We start from the raw sequence: 19,128 nt of genomic DNA, 5'->3' as shown, positions 1-19,128 counted from the left end.
GATGAATTCAGCCCAGCACCCGTCCGATGCCGGTGGCGTCCACCTCGGCCGCCGCCCGGGTGATCGCCGCCGGATCGCTGCCGGCCACGAATCCGATACGGAAATGCACTTCGCCGCCAGGCGTTCGCGAAGAATGGATCGACGCCAGGCTGATGCGGTGCTGCTCGAACACGTTCAGCAGTTCACGCAACGACCCCGGCCGGTCTTCCGGCAGGTGCACTGACAACGCATTGCGCTCGGTCAGGTCAGCCAGCAGATAGCCCACGCGTTCGAATGTGTAATTGCCGTCCGCCAGCGCCTGCTCGCCGAAGGCAGTGCGATTGGCCGACAGCAGCTGCTCCCGGAATGCAGCACGTGCACCGTCGTCACCCTGACCGACCTGCGCCTGCAGGGACTGCAGCTGGCCGACCAGCCGCTCCAGCATCGGCGCTACGTATGGGTTGCCGAACTGGATGTCTTCGTAGATCGCCGGGTTGAGCGACAGGATGCGCGAGATGATCGCCGTATCCAGCTCGAACGATGCCGACCGATACGGCATCATCGCGGCCAGATCGCCCAGCTGCGGCTGGTACTGGCGCAGCACGCCGGCCTGGGCCAGGTGGGTGGCATGCACCATCGCCTGTACCAGCGCCATCATCTGGTCGTGGTGCTGCGGCGTGGCGCGCACGCACTCAGCCTGCAACGCCGTGCACAGCGTATCGGCCCACGGCTGCCAGTGCTGCAGCCGCGCTTCGCAGACCACCATCACCCGGCCCTTCAGGGTCGGCGCCTTGGGCGGAGCCGTCATCGGGTGCAGGCCGACCACTTCGGCTTGAGAGGCCAACATCGCCTGGACCGGCGCTTCCTTCACCGAGGTCACGTCCAGCCACAGTCGGTCGCGTTCACGGCCTGCGGACTGCCGCACGTACTCGGCGATCAACGCGGGCGTGTGCCGGATCGGCGCCGAGAACACCAGCACGTCGGCCTGCGCCAGCAGCTCTTCCGGCGTATGCGAGTCCGGATCGGCCGGATCGTGGCCGATCACCTTCAGCTGCATGTGCTGCTGGAAGAAGCGGGTCAGCCAGCGCCCGTAGGCGCCGGCACTGCCGATGATGCCGACCGTGCGCGGCGTACGTTCGAGCAGGCCGCTCATGCCACGCGTTCGGCGCGGAAGCGCGACCCTTCGGCCAGCGCGGCAGGCGCTGCAGCAATCACGTCGAACTCTTCGAAGCCGTTGTCCAGGGTCGCCTCCAGCGCCGCGTGGGTGCCGGCAATCGCACGCGAGATCGCCTGCTGCATCGATTCGCCGCGCAGCAGGAACGACACCACCAGCGACATCAGCACATCGCCGGTACCGGCCACGTCCACCGGCAGCAGCGGCGAGGTCCAGCGCCAGGTCTCCTCGCGGCCAACGGCCAGGGTCACCAGTTCACCCGGGGTGCCGCCTACGCTGTGCGCGATCACCCAGTGCGGGCCACGATCCAGCAGCGTGCGTGCGGCGGCGATGGCATCGGCCTCGGCGAGCGCCGGCATACCGGTCAGGCGATTCAGTTCAAAGGCGTTCGGGGTCACCAGCCAGGCATGCGGCAACAACCGCTCGGCGAAGATCGCTTCCAGGCCCGGTTCCACGTAGGGGCCGGTGTGAGTATCACCGATCACCGGATCCAGGCAGTAACGCAGCTGCGGGCAGGCCGGCAGGATGTCGTCCAGCCAGTCGGCGAAGGCGGCACCATTGGCCGTGCTGCCAAAGTAGCCGGAGACGAGCATCCTCGCCCGCTGCGGCAGGCCACGCTCGTGGGTGCCCCGCAACAGATCGGCGAACCAGTCGGCGGGCAGCACGCGACCGCGGGTGGTGTCGTAGAACGGCGCGTTGCTCAGCAGCACGGTCGGAATTTCGGCTACGCGCACGCCGAGCGCGCGCATCGGCGGTACGGCGGCGCTGTTGCCGGCATGGCCGTAGACAAGTTGCGACTGGACCGAGATGACATCGATCGGCGACGGGCCGTCGGGCCGCTGGCGGCGGCCGTGGACCAGGTGGTTATCAAGGGATTCGCTCATGGCCGCATTCTACGCCCAAGGGGGTTTTCGGCAGGGCTTGCAGCCCTGCACCTGCTCTATGCAACGGCAACGGCAACGGCAACGGCAAAAGCCAGAGCGGCATTCCGTGAGTTGGCGGGGCGGTGTGGGTGGTCAGGACACGCCGTAAACCCATCCATGGGGGCTCGATGGCGCCATCCATGGCGCCAACGGTCCTGCCCACCCACACCGCCCCGCCTTCGACAGATTCATGCGGCTGTTGGTAACTGCGGCTGTTGGTGGGTGTCGACCTTGGTCGACACGGTAGATCCATGCCATGCGTGGATGAATTCATTCGATATCTGACAGATGTGTCGACCAAGGTCGACACCCACCAGAGCAGAGTGCTGCTCCAACAGATCGCGGCCAACTGTCGAAGGCGGGGTGGGTCCGGTTGAGGGGGCGTGAGCCGCATGGATGCGGCGACCGAGCTACATGGACGTACTTGCAGCGTCCCCCTCAACCGGACCCACCCCGCCAACCCACGGATAGCCAGCTTCTGCTGTTGACGTTGACGTTGCTTCGGCGGGTGCAGGGCTGCAAGCCCTGCAAACCAAAACCCCTCAGTGAGCAGCAGGCCGAGATGGCGGCAGCCACGCCGCCACGATGCCGAGTAGCGGCAGGAACGCGGTCAGCTGGTAGACGTACTCAATGCTGGTCTTGTCCGCCAGCAGGCCGAGCACGGCAGCACCCAGTCCGCCCATGCCAAACGCGAAGCCGAAGAACAGGCCGGACACCATGCCGATGCGGTGCGGCATCATCTCCTGCGCATAGACCACGATCGCCGAGAACGCCGACGACAGCACGAAGCCGATCAGCACCGCCAGCACCGTGGTCCAGAACAGATCCGCATGCGGCAGCATCAACGCGAACGGGGCCACGCCGAAGATCGAGGTCCAGATGATCGGCTTGCGGCCGATGCGATCACCCAGCGGGCCGCCGAGGAAGCCACCGGCGGCGGATGCCACCAGGAACGCGAACAGGTGCAGCTGCGCCTGTGCCACCGGAATGCCGAAATGGTGGATCAGGTAAAAGGTGAAGTAGCTGCCGATGCTGGCCATGTAGAAGTACTTGCTGAAGATCAGCACCAGCAGGATCGCCAGCACCTTGGCCACGGTGCGCGACGGATGCCGCGGCGCCGTCGAGGCGGTGCTGGCCGGGCGCGGGATGCCCAGGTGCAGCGCGTACCAGCGGCCGACATAGGTCAGCAGCGCGATGCCGATCAGGGCGGCGCCGGCAAACCACGATGCGGCATGCTGGCCATACGGCACGATCACCGCCGCTGCAATCAGCGGGCCCAGCGCGGTACCGAAGTTGCCACCGACCTGGAACACCGACTGCGCGAAACCATGGCGACCGCCCGAGGCCAGCCGCGCGATGCGCGAGGCTTCCGGATGGAAGATGGCCGAACCAATGCCGACCATCGCCGCCGCCATCAGCACCACCGCGTAGTTCGGTGCGAAGCCCAGCAGCAGCATGCCGCACAGGGTCGAGGCCATGCCGATCGGCAGCGAGTACGGCGCCGGGCGGCGGTCGGTAGCCATGCCGATCAACGGCTGGAAGATCGAGGCGGTGAGCTGGTAGGTCAGCGTGATCAGGCCGATCTGGGTGAAGCTGAGGTTGAAGCCGCCCTTGATCACTGGATAGATGGCCAGGATCAGCGACTGCATCATGTCGTTGACGACATGCGAGGTGGAGATGGCGGCCAGCACGCCGGGGGCCACCGGGCGTGAGGTGGTTGCGGGAGAAGCTAGGGTCGACATGGATACAGTCAGGTTGGGGGCGAGCCACGCATGCTACGGTGACCTCCCCCTCCCTTCTGCCGCGTTCGGGTCATGGCATATCGCAAAAAGGACACCCCCTGCCCGGTCCGCGAGACTGCGCCGTGGAACGAGGTTCCGGTGCACCGCCCAGTGACCTGCCGCGCCCGCCACTACAAGCCCGGCACCCACATCGCGCCCCACCGGCACCGCCGTCACCAGCTGGTGTTCGCCATGTCCGGACTGATGGTGGTGCGTGCGGACGGCGGCCGCTGGGTGGTGCCCTCGACCCGCGCGATCTGGGTCCCGGCCGGCATGGCCCATGCGGTGGACTGCATCGCCGAAGTACACATGCGCAGCCTGTACGTGGAGCCGGACTTCGCGCCGCAGCTGCCGGACGAGGCGTTCGCAGTACAGGTAGCACCGCTGCTGCGCGAGCTGCTGCTGGCCGCCAGCCTGATCGAGACCGCGCATGTGGACGACAGCCGCGACGGCCGCCTGGTGCGCCTGCTGCTGGACGAGCTGCACCGCATGGACGTGCTGCCGCTGCACCTGCCCTCCCCCACCGACCCGCGCCTGCAGCGGATCTGCCAGCACATCCAGAAGCATCCCGGCGACGACGCCACGCTGCAGGATTGGGCGCAGGCGCTGCAGGTGGACGTGAAAACCATCCAGCGCCATTTCGCCAGCGAACTGGGCATGACGTTCGGCCAGTGGCGACAACAGGCGCGGCTGCTGGCCGCGATGGAACGGCTGGCGGTCGGCGACAAGGTCATCGATGTCGCGCTGGCGATGGGTTACGACAGCCCGAGCGCGTTCACCAGCATGTTCAAGCGGCAGCTGGGGCAGACACCCGCGGCGTTTTTCCGCTGACGGCATACAAAAACGCCGGGCATGGCCCGGCGCTAGCGTTCAACGCTTGGGTTAAAAACTCAGGACGTCATCCGGTCCCAGAAGCCCTTCACGCCATCGATGAAGGTGGCCGACTTCGGCGAATGCTTGCGCGCTTCCTCGCCGACGAAGGTGGCTTCGAACTGCTCCAGCAGCTTGCGCTGCTCGTTGGTGAGGTTGACCGGGGTCTCCACCACCACACGGCAGTACAGGTCGCCCTCGCTGCGGCTGCGCACCGAACGTACGCCCTTGCCACGCAGGCGGAACAGCTTGCCGGTCTGGGTCTCGGCCGGGATGCGGATCTCCGCCTCGCCGCCCAGCGTGGCCACGCGCACGGTGTCGCCCAGTGCGGCCTGCGAGATGCGGATCGGCACTTCGCAGTGCAGGTCGTCGCCATCGCGCTGGAAGATCGCATGCTCGCGCACGCGCACTTCCACGTACAGATCACCCGGCGGCGTACCGGCCGGACCGGCTTCGCCCTCGCCCTGCAGGCGGATGCGGTCGCCGGTGTCGACGCCGGCCGGCACCTTCACCGACAGCACCTTGTCTTCCTCGACACGGCCGTTGCCATGGCAGGTCTTGCAGGGCTTGGCGATGATCTGGCCACGGCCGCCGCAGTTGTGGCAGGCCTGCTGCATGGCGAAGATGCCGCGCTGGATGCGCACCTGGCCACGGCCATGGCAGACGTTGCAGATCTCGACCTTGCCGTCTTCGGAGCCACTGCCATCGCAGTCGCCGCACTCGGCCAGGGTCGGAATCTCGATGCGGCGCTCGACGCCGCGCACGGCTTCTTCCAGGTCCAGCTCCATCACGTAGCCGATGTCGGCGCCGCGACGGGCCTGGCGCGGACCACCGCCGCCACCAAAGATGTTGCCGAAGATATCACCGAAGATATCGTTCATGTCCGGGCCGCCCGGACCACCGCCGCCCATGCCGTGCTCGAACGCGGCGTGGCCGTGGCTGTCATACATGCGGCGCTTGTTGCCGTCGGACAGTACTTCGTAGGCTTCCTTGCACTCCTTGAAGGAGGCTTCGGCCGCCGTATCGCCCGGGTTGCGGTCCGGGTGGAACTTCATCGCGCAGCGGCGGTAAGCCTTCTTCAGCTCGTCGTCGGTGGCGGTGCGGGCAACGCCCAGCACTTCGTAGTAATCGCGCTTGCTCATATCGTGAATCGGGTTCCGGAAAGTCGGGATTCGTCAAAGCGGAAGAGCGGAACCAGGTCCGCTCTTGCGTCGGGCGCCCCGACACGCCGGTGGGCGGTCAGGACCCTGATGCGACAACGGGACGCTGATGGCCAGCGTCCCGTGTCGGTCCGGATCAGGACTTCTTGTCGTCCTTGACTTCGGTGAACTCGGCGTCGACCACGTCATCCTGCGCCTTGCCTGCGTTGCCGGCGTCGGCACCCGGGGCAGCACCGCCCTGGTCGGCCGAAGCGGCAGCGAACAGCGACTGGCCAGCTTCTTCCAGCGCCTTCGACTTGGCTTCGATCTGTGCCTTGTCGTCACCCTTCATCGCGGTTTCCAGATCGGCCAGGGCCGCCTCGACCTTGCCGATCACTTCGCCACCGACCTTGCTGCCGTGCTCGGTGATCGCGCTGCGGGTGCCGTGGATCAGGGCGTCGGCCTGGTTGCGGGCCTGCACCAGTTCCTGGAACTTCTTGTCTTCTTCGCGGTTGGCTTCCGCGTCGGCGACCATGCGTGCGATCTCTTCCTCGGACAGACCCGAACCGGCCTTGATCTCGACCTTCTGTTCCTTGTTGGTCTTCTTGTCCTTGGCCGACACGTGCAGGATGCCGTTGGCGTCGATGTCGAAGGACACTTCCACCTGCGGCAGGCCACGCGGCGCCGGCTCGATGCCGGACAGGTCGAACTTGGCCAGCGACTTGTTGAAGCGGGCCTGTTCGCGCTCACCCTGCAGCACGTGCACGGTCACGGCCGACTGGTTGTCCTCGGCGGTGGAGAACACCTGCGAGGCCTTGGTCGGGATGGTGGTGTTCTTCTCGATGATCTTGGTGAACACGCCACCCATGGTTTCGATGCCCAGCGACAGCGGGGTCACGTCCAGCAGCAGCACGTCCTTGACGTCGCCACCCAGCACGCCGCCCTGGATCGCCGCACCCAGTGCCACGGCCTCGTCGGGGTTGACGTCCTTGCGCGGTTCCTTGCCGAAGAACTCGGTCACCGCCTGCTGCACCTTCGGCATGCGGGTCTGGCCGCCGACCAGGATCACTTCGCTGATGTCGCTCGAACGCAGGCCGGCATCGTTCAGGGCGACACGGCACGGCTCGATCGACTTCTTGATCAGGTCGTCCACCAGCGCTTCCAGCTTGGCGCGGGTCAGCTTGATGTTCAGGTGCTTCGGACCCGACGCGTCAGCGGTGACGTACGGCAGGTTCACTTCGGTCTGCTGGGCGCTGGACAGCTCGATCTTGGCGCGCTCGGCAGCGTCCTTCAGGCGCTGCAGGGCCAGCGGATCCTTGCGCAGGTCGATGCCCTGGTCCTTGTTGAACTCTTCAACCAGGTACTCGATGACGCGGTTGTCGAAGTCTTCGCCGCCCAGGAAGGTGTCGCCGTTGGTGGCCAGCACTTCGAACTGCTTTTCGCCGTCGACGTTGGCGATCTCGATCACCGAGACGTCGAAGGTGCCACCGCCCAGGTCGTACACCACGATCTTGCGATCCTTGTTGTCGCCCTTGTCCAGGCCATAGGCCAGCGCGGCCGCGGTCGGCTCGTTGATGATGCGCTTGACGTCCAGGCCGGCGATGCGGCCGGCGTCCTTGGTCGCCTGGCGCTGGCTGTCGTTGAAGTAGGCCGGCACGGTGATGACCGCTTCGGTGACCTTCTCACCGAGGAAGTCCTCGGCGGTCTTCTTCATCTTTTCCAGCACCTTGGCCGAGATTTCCTGCGGCGCCATCTTCTTGCCGTCGCTGGTGGCCACCCAGGCATCGCCATTATCATGGGCGAGGATGCTGTAGGGGACGTGCGCGATGTCCTTCTGCACTTCGGCGTCGGTGAACTTGCGGCCGATCAGGCGCTTCACCGCGTAGAAGGTGTTCTTCGGGTTGGTCACGGCCTGGCGCTTGGCCGAGGCGCCGACCAGGACTTCGCCGTCCTTGGTGTAGGCGACGATCGACGGGGTGGTGCGATCGCCTTCCGAATTCTCGATGACGCGGGCCTTGCCGCCGTCCATGATCGCCACGCACGAGTTGGTGGTGCCGAGGTCGATACCAATGATCTTGCCCATGGGGGAGACTCCTGAGGATGCTTGTTGGGGTCAGTCCGGCCGTTCGGCCGGTGGATGAATACGATGTGGGGGAGGCTCGTGGAACATTCAAGCCATCTCCCGAACGCTGTGTTCAGCGCCTGGAAAACCTTGCCAGGCATGGCCTGGCTCGACCGGGGCCGGGCATCACCCGGCCCAGTCAATCAATCGGCGGCCACCACCACCAGCGCCGGCCGCAGCAGGCGCTCGTTCAGCAGGTAGCCCTTCTGGAACACGGTCACCACGCTGCCGGGGGCCGCGCCCGGGGCCGGCACCTGGCTGATGGCCTGGTGGTGTTCCGGGTTGAACGGCTGGCCGGTCGGGTCCAGCAGGACCAGACCGTTGTCGGCGGCAACCTTCAGCAGCTGCTTGTAGGTCAGCTCCAGGCCTTCGCGCAGCGGGTGCGGGTCGTCGCCGGCGGCCTTCAGGCCGGCATCCAGGCTGTCGAACACCGGCAGCAGCTCGCCGAGCAGCTTCTCGTTGGCGAACTTGCGGGCCTGCTCGATGTCACGGGCCACGCGCTTGCGCTGGTTCTCCAGGTCGGCGCGCTCACGCAGCGCATCGGCCTTGATCTGCTCGACTTCGGCGCGCAGGCGCTCCACTTCGTCGTTGACGCCGGCGGCGGCAGCCGCATCAGCGGCACTCTGCTGGGATTCGATATCTGGCTGTTCGTGGTTCATGTCTGGGTCCCTGGCGGTCACTCTCCGCCTCCACCCACCCTAGTGTGGGCGGGATGCTGCGTTTCAAGCGTCGGATGTTCCGGGAGTGCGCCCGGCGGGTGAAAAGGCCGCGCCGAGCACATCGGCGGTGGCCTGCACCAGCGGGATCATGCGGTCGTAGGCCATCCGCTTGGGGCCGATCACGCCCAGCACGCCCAGCACCTGGCCGTTGGCGGTGTACGGGGCGGTGACCAGCGAGACGCCCTGCAGCGGCATCATCCCCGTCTCCTCGCCGATGAAGATGCGCACGCCCGGCGCCTGGATGGTCCGCTCCAGCAGCTGCAGGATCTCGCGCTTGCTGGAGAACAGCTCGAACAGTTCACGCAGGCGCTCCAGGTCGGACAGGTCCTGCACCCCCATCAGGCGGGTCTGGCCGGCCACCAGCATGTCGTCGGCCGCCGGCTGCAGGGCCTGCTCGGCCAGCTCGATGCTGTGCGCCAGCAGCTGCTCCAGCTCGGACCGGGCGTCGCGCAGTTCCAGCAGCAGGCGGGTGCGGATCTCGGCCATTGGCAGGCCGGCGAAATGGGCATTGAGGTAGTTGGCCACCTGCTCCAGCTGGCCCGGCGCAAACTCCTGGCGGGTCTCGATGACGCGGTTCTGCACCTCGTTGTCGGCAAACACCAGGATCGCCAGCACCCGGCGCCCATCCAGCGCCACGAAATCTATCTGGCGGAAGGCGAACTGCTCGCGCCGCGGCGCGCTGACCACGCCGACGAAGTGGCTCATGGCCGACAGCAGCTCCGAGGCGCTGCCGAGCAGGGCCTGGGTGCTGCCGCCGCCAGCCAGTTCCTGACGCAACCGGGCCAGCTCGCCCTCGCCCGGCGGCTGCATCTGCAGCAGGCTGTCGACGAACACCCGGTAGCCGTGTGCGGTCGGGACGCGCCCGGCCGAGGTGTGCGGCGAGGCCAGCAGCCCCAGGTCCTCCAGGTCGCCGAGGATGTTGCGGATGGTGGCCGGGCTGACCTCCAGGCCGGCCACGCGCGCCAACGTCTGCGAGCCGACCGGCTCACCGTCCTGGATGTAACGCGCGATCAGCGTGCGCAGCAGATGGCGCGCACGCGGGGCAAGCTGGTCGGGAGAACCGTGCATGGAATCAACCTGTGAGACACGGACACTAGATAATGGCGGCGCATCACCTTGGCAAGTCATTGGACCTCCCTCGCCCACGTGCTAGCGTTGCGCGGCTGCTGATACCCCCTTACCCATGCTCAGACATCTTTCGATCAAGGATTTTGCCGTCGTCCGCGCCACCGAACTGGAGTTCGGGCCAGGCATGACCGTCGTTTCAGGCGAGACCGGCGCCGGCAAGTCGCTGATGGTCGACGCGCTGGGCTTCCTGTCCGGCCTGCGCGCCGACAGCGGCGTGGTCCGCCACGGCGCCGCGCGCGCCGAGCTTTCGGCCGAGTTCACGCTGGACCAGCTGCAGGCCGCGCGCCAGTGGCTGGCCGACAACGAGCTGGACGACGAAGAACAATGCCAGCTGCGCCGCGTGATCCGTGCAGACGGCGGTTCGCGGGCGTGGATCAATGGCCGCCCGGTGACCCTGGCCCAGCTGGGCGACCTGGCCTCGTTGCTGGTGGAGATCCACGGCCAGCACGAACAGCAGGCCCTGCTGGCGCGCCCGTCGCAGCTGGCCCTGCTGGATGCCTATGCCGGCAACGAGAACGAGCGCCGCCAGGTGCGCCGCGCCGCGGCCGCATGGCAGGCACTGGTCGATGAATCGCTGGCGCTGTCGCAACAGGGCGACGTGAGTGACCGGATCGGCTTCCTGGAACACCAGCTGCGCGAGCTGGACCGCGAAGACCTGGAGCCGGAGTCGATCGTGGCGCTCGGTGCCAGCCATCGCCGCCAGGCCCACGCCAGCGCCCTGCTGAGCGCCTGCCAGGCCGCCAGCAACCAGCTCAACGGCGATGACGGCAGCTCCGCGCTGGACCTGCTGCAGCAGGTGCGCCACGAGCTGTCGCGCCTGATCGAACACGACCCGCGCTTGGGCGAGGTGGACGGCCTGATCGAGAACGCCTCGATCCAGCTGCACGAAGCCCTGTCGCTGCTGGACCGGGTGCACGATGACCTCGATGCCGACCCGGAGCAGTTCGAAGAGAACGAGCGCCGTCTCGGCCGCCTGCACGACCTGGCCCGCAAGCACCGCGTGCCGATGGACGAGCTGGGCGCGCAGCGCGAGCGCATGCACGCCGAAGTGGAGCAGCTGCGCGGCGCCGACGAACGCCTGCAGCGCCTGGCCGGCGAGATCGACAAGGCCGCCGCCGACTGGCGTGTGCAGGCTGAAGTGCTGACCGCCAGCCGTCGCAGCGCTGCTGCCGAACTGTCGGCCACCACCACCGGCATCATCGCCGAGCTCGGCATGGGCGGTGGCCAGTTCCTGATCGAGCTGGAGCCGCAGGATGCCGGCAAGCCCGATCCGCAGGGTGCCGAGCGCGTGGAGTTCCTGGTCGCGGCCAATGCCGGCCAACCGCCGCGCGCCCTGCGCAAGGTCGCCTCGGGCGGTGAACTGTCGCGTATCTCGCTGGCCATCGAAGTCGCCGCGCTGGACCTGGATGCGGTGCCGACCATGGTGTTCGACGAGGTCGACTCCGGCATCGGCGGCGCCGTGGCCGACATTGTCGGCCAGAAGCTGCGCGCCCTCGGCGAGAAGCGCCAGGTGCTGTGCGTGACCCACCTGCCACAGGTCGCCTCCAAGGGCCACGCGCATTACCGGGTCAGCAAGGCGCCAGTGGAAGGCATGACCCAGAGCGCAGTGGAAAAGCTGGACAGCAAGGCGCGCGAGGAAGAGCTGGCACGCATGCTCGGCGGCGTGGAAGTGAGCAAGGAAGCGCGCGCCGCCGCACGCAAGCTGCTGCAGGTGTAACGCCGACCGGGCCGAGCATGGGCTCGGCTCTACAGGAACGTCCCGAACGAAACCGACATGTAGAGCCGAGCCCATGCTCGGCTTCTGTCCGCCGGCGCTCTCACCCCAAGGGCCGTGCCAGGTCCACCGTTTCCACCAGGTAATCCAGGAACGCGCGCACCCGCAGCGGCAGGTAGCCGCCCTGCCCCAGGAACACCGCGTGCACCTCTTCCAGGTCACCGGGATTGGCTTCCTCCAGCACCGGCAGCAGGCGTCCGGCAGCGATGTCGGCCTGCACCTGGAACGCTGCCAGCCGTGCCATGCCCAGACCACCCAGCACCAGCTGCCGCAGTGCATCACCGTTGCTGGCGCGGGCATTGCCACTGGGCAGCACCATCCGCTCGCGTCCGTCCTGCAGCAATGGCCAGCCCTGCATCGCCCGGGCATGGCCGATGTCCAGCCGATTGTGCGACTGCAGCTCCTCAACGTCGCGCGGCAGCCCATGCCGCTGCGCGTAGGCCGGCGCGGCCACGATCATCATCCGCGTCGCGCCCAGCCGCCGCGCCACCAGGCTGGAGCTCTTCAGCGGCCCGGCCCGCACCGCCACATCGGTGCGCTGCTCCAGCAGGTCGATCACCTCGTCGTTGAGGGTCAGGTCCACGCCCACCTGCGGGTTGCGCTCCAGGAACGCCGGCAGCAGCGGCAACAGGAAGTGCTGGCCAAACGGCACGTTGGAATTGACCCGCAGCCGTCCGCGCGGCTCGGCATGTGCGCTGGCGCAGCGTTCGGCCTCCTCCAGGTCGGCCAGCACGCGCAGGCCACGTTCATAGAACGCGCAGCCTTCCGGGGTCAGCTGTAGCTGGCGGGTGGAGCGTTGCAGCAGGCGCGTGCCCAGCCGCTGTTCCAGCCGGGCCACCAGCTTGCTCACCGCCGAGGGCGTCATGTCCAGGGTGCGGGCGGCGGCGGAGAAGCCGCCGGTCTCGATCACCCGCACGAACACTTCCAGCTCGCCGGATCGGTTGATGTCTGGTCGCGCCATGGCAATGAATCCAGTTCACAGATGATTATCCATGCGCAGTCTAGTTCACAGATAACCACGGAATCACCATGGTGTTCCCTCCACCCGGGACCGCCCGATGAACCGCCTGAGCCACCTTACCGCCACCACCCTGCTCGCCCTGTCCGGCGTCGCCAGTGCCGCATCCGCCCCGCACTGGGTTGCCAGCTGGCAGGCCAGCCCGCAACCGGTCTGGGGCGCGGATTTTCTGTTCCCGACCCTGGTCCCGGCCACGTTGCATGACCAGACCTTCCGCCAGACCGCGCGCATCAGCCTGGGCGGGCCTCGGCTGCGGGTGCGGCTGAGCAATGCTTACGGCACCCAGCCGCTGCGGATCGGGGCAGCGAGCGTGGCTGCCCGGGCGGGGGACACACCGCAGCCGCTCAGTTTCGACGGCCAGCCCGGGGTGCTGATCTCCCCCGGGCAGGAACGGCTGAGCGACCCGCTGCCACTGGTCACGGATGACCGGCAGGCACTGCAGGTCAGTGTCTTCGTGCCGGGGCCGACGCCGGTGCAGACGTTCCATTGGGAAGGCCGCCAGACCAGTTGGACTGCGCCCGGCGACCAGAGCAGGGCCCAGGCTCTGAGCGCGGCCAGCAGCACCACTGCCCGCCTGTTCCTGGCCGGCATCGAGGTCGAGGCCGCCGCCCGCGCACGTAGCGTGGTGGTGATCGGCGACTCGATCACCGACGGCGCCACCGCCAGCCTCGACCAGGACCAGCGCTGGACCGACCACCTGGCCGCGCGTCTGGCACCGCGGGGCATCGCCGTGGTCAACGCCGGTATATCCGGGGGGCGGCTGCTGCGCGACGGCATGGGTGAGTCGGTTCTGGCCCGCTTGCAGCGCGATGCACTGGATCAGCCCGGCGTGGCCAGTGTGATCGTGCTGATCGGCATCAACGACATCAGCTGGCCTGGCACCGCGTTCGCCCGCAACCAGGCCCGGCCCGCGCTGGCGGAACTACAGGCGGGGTATCGCGCCCTGGCCGAGCAGGCCCGAGGCCGAGGTATCCGGATCGTAGGCGCCACCCTGGCACCGTTCGCCGGCGCCCTGCCCGACACGCCGCTGGATGACTACTACCACCCGGACAAGGATGTCCTGCGCCGGCAGCTCAATGCGTGGCTGCGCACGGACAGCCCCTTTGACGCGGTGATCGACCTGGACGCCGCGCTGCGGGACCCAGCCGATCCGTCACAGATGGCGGCCGCCTACGACTCCGGTGACCACCTGCACCCGGGCGATGCGGGTAACCGGGCCATGGCCGAGGCGGTCGATCTTGAGGTGCTCATGGGGCCATCCACGCATGGCGTAGATCTACCGTAAGCAACGAAAAACCCCGGGCAAGCCCGGGGTTTCGTCGCATCCAGCTGGCCGGAACGGCTTACTTGCGCTTTTTGCGCACGTACAGCACCAGCGAGTGCTCTTCCAGCTCGTAGCCGTGGTCGGCAGCGATCTTGCGCTGCAGCTCCTCGATCTCGTGGCTCTCGAACTCGATGATCTTGCCGCTGTCCACGTCGACCATGTGGTCATGGTGGCCGCCACGGTCCAGCTCGTAGACGGCCTGGCCGCCTTCGAAATTGTGCTTGAGCACGAGACCGGCGGCCTCGAACTGGGTCAACACCCGGTAGACCGTCGCCAGGCCGATCTCGTCGCCATGCTCAAGCAGCTGGCGGTAGATATCTTCGGCGGTCATGTGGTGCTGGGCATTGCGCTGTTCAAGCAGCGCCAGGATCCGCATCCGTGGATGGGTCACCTTCAGGCCGACTTTTCGCAGGTCGTGGGTTTCCATAGGTCTCCGTTCATTGGCGATTTAGCGCCAGCTGCCTCGGATTGGGTCGCGGTGGCACGCCGGGAGTGTATCATCGGTTTGATTTCCCCAACCGCCAGTCCCGATGCGCAATCTCCTGTTGGTCGCCGCCGTCGCCCTGTCCACCACCGGGTGCGGCATCATCTACAAGCAACCCATCTATCAGGGCAACCTGATCCGGGAAGATGCCGTGGCCAAGCTGCAGGTCGGGCAGAGCAAGCAGCAGGTCACTGCGCTGCTGGGCACCCCGTCCATTCCGGACCCGTTCCACGCCCAGCGCTGGGACTACACCTCCAGCCAGCGCGTGAACCGCCTGGGCCGCACCGAGGTGAAGAACTTCACCGTGTTCTTCGACAATGACAACGTGACCCGCTGGGAAGGCGATTACTTCCCGGGTAACGACAAGGCCCTGGCCCAGCAGACCGTGCGCCAGTTCGGCCGCAATCTGCCGAAGGACAAGAAGAAGAAGGGTCGCTGACGCCCCCTGCCCGTCCGCACGGACGGGCGGCAGGAATCAACCGCCGAGCGCGCGACGTCGGCGGTTGTCCTTGGGGTCGGCCTGCAACGGGCGTAGCAGCTCGATGCGGTCGCCATCCAGCAGTACCTGCTGCGGGCGAGCCAGTACCCCATGCACGGCCGCCGCCGGGCAGCCGGCACTGCCTTCCAGCGCAGCAGCGGCAATGGCCTCGGCCACGGTCGCGCCCTCGTCCAGCTGCAACCGGCGCGAGAGCACCCGCTGCGGCCAGGCCAGCACCACCTCGACCTCGATCATTGCTCAGGCCTCGTCGGCAACGCGGATGAAGTCGTTGACCATGCGGTCGGCCAGGCTCTGGAAGCCCAACGCCAGCGCCGGCCCCAGCAGGCGCGAACTGGGCTCGAAGTCCAGGGTCAGGGTGACTTTGCAGGCATCTTCGGCCAGCGCATGGAACTCCCAGCGGCCATGCAGCTGCTTGAACGGACCATCGCGCAGCTGCATGTCGATGCTGTGCGGGCGCTGCAGGGTGTTTTCAGTCTGGAACCAGGTGCTGAACGAGCCCAGGCCCAGATCCAGGCGCGCTACCAGTCGGTCCTCGCCCTGCTCCAGGATCTGGGCAGCCGAACACCAGCGGAAACGGCGCGGATAGGCCTGGACATCATTGACCAGGTCGAACATGCGCGCGGCCGAATGTTCGACCAGGGCGCTGCGGCGGATAGTAGGCATGAATACAGGACGTTTCGGCAATCGACCGGGCGGGCCCGAATCGGAGACAATACGGAAATGAGCAAGAACAGCGGCAAGGATAAAGCAAAGAGCGCGACGGCCAACAAAACCATCGCGTTGAACAAGCGTGCCCGCCACGAGTACCACATCGAAGATCGCTTCGAAGCCGGCCTGGCCCTCCAGGGCTGGGAGGTGAAATCGATCCGTGCTGGCCGCGGCAACATCGTCGACGCCTACGCCTACGTGAAGGATGGTGAGATCTTCCTGATCGGCGCGCAGATCACGCCGTTGATCCAGGCCTCGACCCATGTCGTGGCCAACGACCGGCGCGATCGCAAGCTGCTGCTGCACCGGAACGAGATCGACAAGCTGGTTGGCAAGGTCGAGCGCGATGGCTACACGATCGTGCCCACCGCGATGTACTGGAGCAAGAACAAGATCAAGCTCGAAGTCGCGCTGGCCAAGGGCAAGCAGACCCACGACAAGCGCGATGCCGCCAAGGACCGCGACTGGGCGATCGAGAAGCAGCGTGTCATGCGTCGCGGCAACCGCGACGCATAAGGCGGTTGCGCATCACCCTGTAGAGTCGAGCCATGCTCGACTGCTTTGGCTGTCTGTAAAGCCGAGCCACGCTCGGCTTCGGCAAGAAGAGCAGCCGAGCGCAGGCTCAGGTCTACAAGACGCTGGTCACCCCGCCAGCATGCCCTGCCTGCGCACCCGCGGCGCCAGTGCCGCGTGCATCACCGCCAGATGCATCACCACTGCCAGCTCCGGCGCGTAACGATCATCGCCCGAGCGCCACTGCTGGGCCAGCTGTGCGGCATCAGCGGGCAGCAGCGCCAGCAGCTGCGCATCGTCCAGCGCGTCGGCCGCACCCTGCAGCCGGCGGGCCATCTGTCGCGACTGCCACACGTGCACACCAATGCTCAGGCTGGCCAGCGACATCAGCACCACGGCCAACCCGTGCTCGAACCACTGCGACAGCACTTCCGGCCCCCACAACAAGGCCGCCAGCACCGCCAGGCCCGGCAGGCGCCACCCCAGCCAATGGATGCGACCACGCTGCGACCAGTGCACCACCACCGCGCTGGCGACCAGTGCCGCAGCGGCCGTGGCCGGCAACTCGGTCACCCAGGTGGCCGCCAGCAGCACCGCCAGCACCGCCCATACCCAGCCCGGCGGCAACGCGCGTCGCTGGTAATCGGCACCGACCGGTCCGATCAGCTGCCGCAGGCTGCGTTGTTGGCTTGCATCGGTCACCCACCGTCTCCGTGTCTGTCTTGGCCTGGATGGTCGTCGCCAGTGTGTCGCAAATTCGTGCCCACGAAGTTAGCAATCCGCTATGACAGACGCTCTACAACAAGTTGCGGATTGACAGGACGCGCGACTCGCCCGCAGCACTCACCCCGCCGACAGATCCTTGCTGAGGAACACCCTGCATGTGCCGACCGGATCGCATGGCACCCGGCCGAACACGACCCATCCATGCTTCACATAGAAGTCGGGCGCCTGGAAGCTGAGGGTGTACAGCACGCCGGAACGGCAACCACGACGCCGCGCTTCATCCTCTGCGGCCTTCAGCACTCGCGACCCCAGCCCGTTGCCGCGGTAGGCCGCTGGCAGATGGAACAGATCCACAAACCACAGGCCCAGTGAGGTTCGCCCGGTAAGGCCCCCTACCACCTCGCCACTGGCCGGGTCGGTGACCAGCACCGCCAGCGTGCGCCGATCGGCGTAACCGGCAGCGTCAAGATTGAACTGATCCAAGCCAGCGCCAATCACCTCCAGCGCTTCGTCGCTGGGTGCATCTGTTACTGCAACGTCAAGCGTCATGGCGTCCTTCCAACGGTTCCACCTCAGGATTCTGGATGCTATCAAGCCTGCCCGCCCCTACGCCGGCCCGCTTCAACCTTCGGCGCTATTGCGGCCTGACTTGAGCACAGACCGATGCCGCTGCCTTCAACAACGGATCGGCCCTCAGCCCTGGTGCGGGACCTGTTGCCGGGAACGCTGCCGCGAGGGCCTTCGCCGCACGGTCTGCATGCGGCTGGATGTACCAGGACGATTCAGCCGACAGCATGCCACCGCGCACCTCATGCTCGAACCGGTACTGTCACCAGTTGCCAGGGCTGATGGAAATGGCCATGAGACCCCCGTGGAATAGCGTCCGGAAATTCGAGCACGGCCTCCCGAGGGATGGCAACGTGCCAAACAGCAGGGGGCGGGGCAGCTACCCGCGTGACTGTTCAGGAAGATTGCCGTAAGATCCGTTTCGTTGGGCAGGGTCAGTGTCAGCGTTTATGACGGCATTGGCCGCAAAGCCTTGCAGCACTTGAAGAAACCGGGGGTGCATTGGTTTCGACGGGGGTTGTGAAGTCGCCTGGCGCATGCCGAGGGGGTAGCTTTCCTCGTAAATCCAGCTGCAAAACTCTAGTTGCCAACGACGACAACTACGCTCCGGTCGCTCTCGCAGCCTAAAAACTGCGGTGCGTGACCTTCTGCCGACTTAGGCGGAGCCTCGAAACTGCTTGTGTCCATGCTCGCAGCGTAGAGTCATTATCATGGAATCGCGCTGGGCGGCTGCCTGTCAGTCCGGCACTAGAACACAACAGGCTGGTTCCCGGGTGCGCTTTGCACACCGTGCTGCTCGGGGATGAGATTCAACGGTGAGCTAAGCATGTAGTGCTGGGGATGGAGTGCCTTCGGACGGCGGTTCAATTCCGCCCACCTCCACCAACGAACGGTTCGTCAAGGACCGGAGAAGCCCGGGAACCCCCGCATCACAAGGGTTTCCGGGCTTTTTTATTGTCCGCAGCAGACCGAGGCAATCCGTTTCAATCCATGAGACGGTGGGGGTGTATCAAGGGGTATCCGACCACACCCACTGAAGCGATACCCCCAATGCCTCTGACCGGCGCAGCCATCAGGCGCGCCAAGCCCAGCGACAAGCCGCAGAAGATCACCGACGGCGGCGGCCTGTACCTCTTCTACCTCACCCCGACCGATGCACGCAGCAGGCGCTGGAAGTACCGCTTCGCCGGCAAGGAGAAGCCGCTGTCGATTGGCCTGCAGCCGGACCAATTTCTGAGTCGGTTGCCCGCCTCCAGCTGGTCAATCCCTACGACCATTGCACCAGCTTCGGTCGCTCTCACACACCCTCCCACTTCACGCCTGACGGGAGGCCTGCACTTCGTTGTCGCCGAAACTCATGATCTCCGACATCAATTCTGACCCTAGGCGCGCCTACTAATTAGGCTTCAGAACCATTTGGTGTCGCCTTCGACCACATCCACCCTGCCGCCCCAACGAGGATTCAGCACTAAAGTCGCTGCATCTCGAATTCCATCGAGCATCGCAGAATTGGAACTCGCCCCATGTTCTGAAGCCATCGCTGCGGAGATTTCAGATCATTTTCGGCGAAGTTCATGTCTCGGCGGCGGCGCTGCGAGAAACGAAATCTCACAACACGGTTGACAGGTCCAGAGGGGGCTCGCAAGGATGACCATCCCAACAACGGGGAAACAAGGATTC

General features: G+C 66.4%; 19 protein-coding genes, 1 other RNA gene and 1 pseudogene. 8 read left to right on the top strand and 13 right to left on the bottom strand.

The genetic code is table 11. The features are described 5' to 3' along the window. Positions 1-7 precede the first annotated feature (7 nt). From M1L61_RS08820 to M1L61_RS08810, 3 genes are all read right to left on the bottom strand, one after another. Positions 8-1,132, bottom strand: coding sequence for a prephenate dehydrogenase (locus M1L61_RS08820; RefSeq protein WP_010484480.1), 1,125 nt, complete (start codon positions 1,130-1,132; stop codon positions 8-10). Further along, positions 1,129-2,037 carry a pyridoxal kinase gene (gene pdxY, locus M1L61_RS08815; RefSeq protein WP_049411460.1) on the bottom strand — a complete coding sequence of 303 codons (909 nt, stop codon included), beginning with the start codon at positions 2,035-2,037 and terminating at the stop codon, positions 1,129-1,131. The genes M1L61_RS08820 and pdxY overlap by 4 nt, the downstream gene beginning before the upstream one ends. 581 nt (positions 2,038-2,618) lie before the next feature. After that, complete coding sequence (locus tag M1L61_RS08810; RefSeq protein ID WP_043399330.1) at positions 2,619-3,818, bottom strand: MFS transporter; 1,200 nt, start codon at positions 3,816-3,818, stop codon at positions 2,619-2,621. Between the two features lie 72 nt (positions 3,819-3,890). On the opposite strand from M1L61_RS08810, the gene M1L61_RS08805 reads away from it, so the two are divergent. Next, complete coding sequence (locus tag M1L61_RS08805; RefSeq protein WP_053442852.1) at positions 3,891-4,688, top strand: helix-turn-helix transcriptional regulator; 798 nt, start codon at positions 3,891-3,893, stop codon at positions 4,686-4,688. A gap of 59 nt (positions 4,689-4,747) precedes the next feature. On the opposite strand, the gene dnaJ is transcribed toward M1L61_RS08805, so the two are convergent. From dnaJ to hrcA, 4 genes are all read right to left on the bottom strand, one after another. After that, positions 4,748-5,869 (bottom strand): molecular chaperone DnaJ, encoded by a 1,122-nt coding sequence (dnaJ, locus tag M1L61_RS08800; protein WP_241873885.1) that lies wholly within the window; start codon positions 5,867-5,869, stop codon positions 4,748-4,750. Positions 5,870-6,023: 154 nt separating this feature from the next. Next, positions 6,024-7,949, bottom strand: coding sequence for a molecular chaperone DnaK (gene dnaK / locus M1L61_RS08795; RefSeq protein ID WP_010484469.1), 1,926 nt, complete (start codon positions 7,947-7,949; stop codon positions 6,024-6,026). A gap of 182 nt (positions 7,950-8,131) precedes the next feature. After that, positions 8,132-8,647, bottom strand: a complete 516-nt coding sequence (grpE, locus tag M1L61_RS08790; protein ID WP_010484465.1) for a nucleotide exchange factor GrpE — start codon at positions 8,645-8,647, stop codon at positions 8,132-8,134. Between the two features lie 63 nt (positions 8,648-8,710). Then, positions 8,711-9,775: a heat-inducible transcriptional repressor HrcA gene (gene hrcA / locus M1L61_RS08785; protein WP_010484463.1), complete on the bottom strand. Its 1,065-nt coding sequence runs from the start codon at positions 9,773-9,775 to the stop codon at positions 8,711-8,713. Between the two features lie 115 nt (positions 9,776-9,890). On the opposite strand from hrcA, the gene recN reads away from it, so the two are divergent. After that, a complete protein-coding gene (gene recN / locus M1L61_RS08780) occupies positions 9,891-11,552 on the top strand; it encodes a DNA repair protein RecN (protein WP_049483096.1) in 1,662 nt (553 codons plus the stop codon). A 100-nt stretch (positions 11,553-11,652) separates the two neighbouring features. Here the strand turns inward: recN and M1L61_RS08775 are convergent, their stop codons facing one another. Beyond that, complete coding sequence (locus M1L61_RS08775) at positions 11,653-12,570, bottom strand: LysR family transcriptional regulator (protein ID WP_241873883.1); 918 nt, start codon at positions 12,568-12,570, stop codon at positions 11,653-11,655. Between the two features lie 97 nt (positions 12,571-12,667). On the opposite strand from M1L61_RS08775, the gene M1L61_RS08770 reads away from it, so the two are divergent. Continuing rightward, positions 12,668-13,912, top strand: coding sequence for an SGNH/GDSL hydrolase family protein (locus M1L61_RS08770; protein ID WP_248854585.1), 1,245 nt, complete (start codon positions 12,668-12,670; stop codon positions 13,910-13,912). Between the two features lie 58 nt (positions 13,913-13,970). Here the strand turns inward: M1L61_RS08770 and fur are convergent, their stop codons facing one another. Continuing rightward, entirely contained in the window at positions 13,971-14,378 is a 408-nt protein-coding gene (fur, locus tag M1L61_RS08765; RefSeq protein ID WP_005409235.1) for a ferric iron uptake transcriptional regulator, read from the bottom strand. Between the two features lie 103 nt (positions 14,379-14,481). Here fur and bamE point away from each other — a divergent pair, with 103 nt between their 5' ends. Further along, a complete protein-coding gene (gene bamE / locus M1L61_RS08760) occupies positions 14,482-14,874 on the top strand; it encodes an outer membrane protein assembly factor BamE (RefSeq protein ID WP_010484453.1) in 393 nt (130 codons plus the stop codon). Between the two features lie 36 nt (positions 14,875-14,910). Here bamE and M1L61_RS08755 read toward each other — a convergent pair whose 3' ends face one another. Both M1L61_RS08755 and M1L61_RS08750 read right to left on the bottom strand, forming a co-directional pair. Further along, positions 14,911-15,168 carry an RnfH family protein gene (locus tag M1L61_RS08755; protein ID WP_010484451.1) on the bottom strand — a complete coding sequence of 86 codons (258 nt, stop codon included), beginning with the start codon at positions 15,166-15,168 and terminating at the stop codon, positions 14,911-14,913. Between the two features lie 3 nt (positions 15,169-15,171). Next, positions 15,172-15,597, bottom strand: a complete 426-nt coding sequence (locus M1L61_RS08750) for a type II toxin-antitoxin system RatA family toxin (RefSeq protein ID WP_010484449.1) — start codon at positions 15,595-15,597, stop codon at positions 15,172-15,174. Positions 15,598-15,654: 57 nt separating this feature from the next. On the opposite strand from M1L61_RS08750, the gene smpB reads away from it, so the two are divergent. Further along, the gene (gene smpB / locus M1L61_RS08745) at positions 15,655-16,158 is read left to right on the top strand and encodes an SsrA-binding protein SmpB (protein WP_099560525.1); all 504 of its coding nucleotides are present in this window, start codon (positions 15,655-15,657) and stop codon (positions 16,156-16,158) included. 126 nt (positions 16,159-16,284) lie between these two features. Here smpB and M1L61_RS08740 read toward each other — a convergent pair whose 3' ends face one another. Both M1L61_RS08740 and M1L61_RS08735 read right to left on the bottom strand, forming a co-directional pair. Continuing rightward, complete coding sequence (locus M1L61_RS08740; RefSeq protein WP_010484444.1) at positions 16,285-16,857, bottom strand: hypothetical protein; 573 nt, start codon at positions 16,855-16,857, stop codon at positions 16,285-16,287. Between the two features lie 141 nt (positions 16,858-16,998). Continuing rightward, positions 16,999-17,430: a GNAT family N-acetyltransferase gene (locus tag M1L61_RS08735; protein WP_248854584.1), complete on the bottom strand. Its 432-nt coding sequence runs from the start codon at positions 17,428-17,430 to the stop codon at positions 16,999-17,001. 510 nt (positions 17,431-17,940) lie between these two features. On the opposite strand from M1L61_RS08735, the gene ssrA reads away from it, so the two are divergent. From ssrA to M1L61_RS08720, 3 genes and pseudogenes are all read left to right on the top strand, one after another. Beyond that, positions 17,941-18,333, top strand: a transfer-messenger RNA (tmRNA) gene (ssrA, locus tag M1L61_RS08730). A 165-nt stretch (positions 18,334-18,498) separates the two neighbouring features. Further along, a complete protein-coding gene (locus M1L61_RS08725; RefSeq protein WP_019338367.1) occupies positions 18,499-18,828 on the top strand; it encodes an Arm DNA-binding domain-containing protein in 330 nt (109 codons plus the stop codon). A 70-nt stretch (positions 18,829-18,898) separates the two neighbouring features. Then, positions 18,899-19,099: pseudogene (locus M1L61_RS08720) on the top strand (hypothetical protein); the annotation flags it as partial. Between the last annotated feature and the right edge of the window lie 29 nt (positions 19,100-19,128).

Origin of the sequence: Stenotrophomonas sp. NY11291, assembly GCF_023277365.1 — a bacterium.
Taxonomy (GTDB): Bacteria; Pseudomonadota; Gammaproteobacteria; order Xanthomonadales; family Xanthomonadaceae; genus Stenotrophomonas; species Stenotrophomonas geniculata.
The sequence above is the reverse complement of the archived record's forward strand: the minus strand, read 5'-3'. Positions and strand labels throughout refer to the sequence as shown.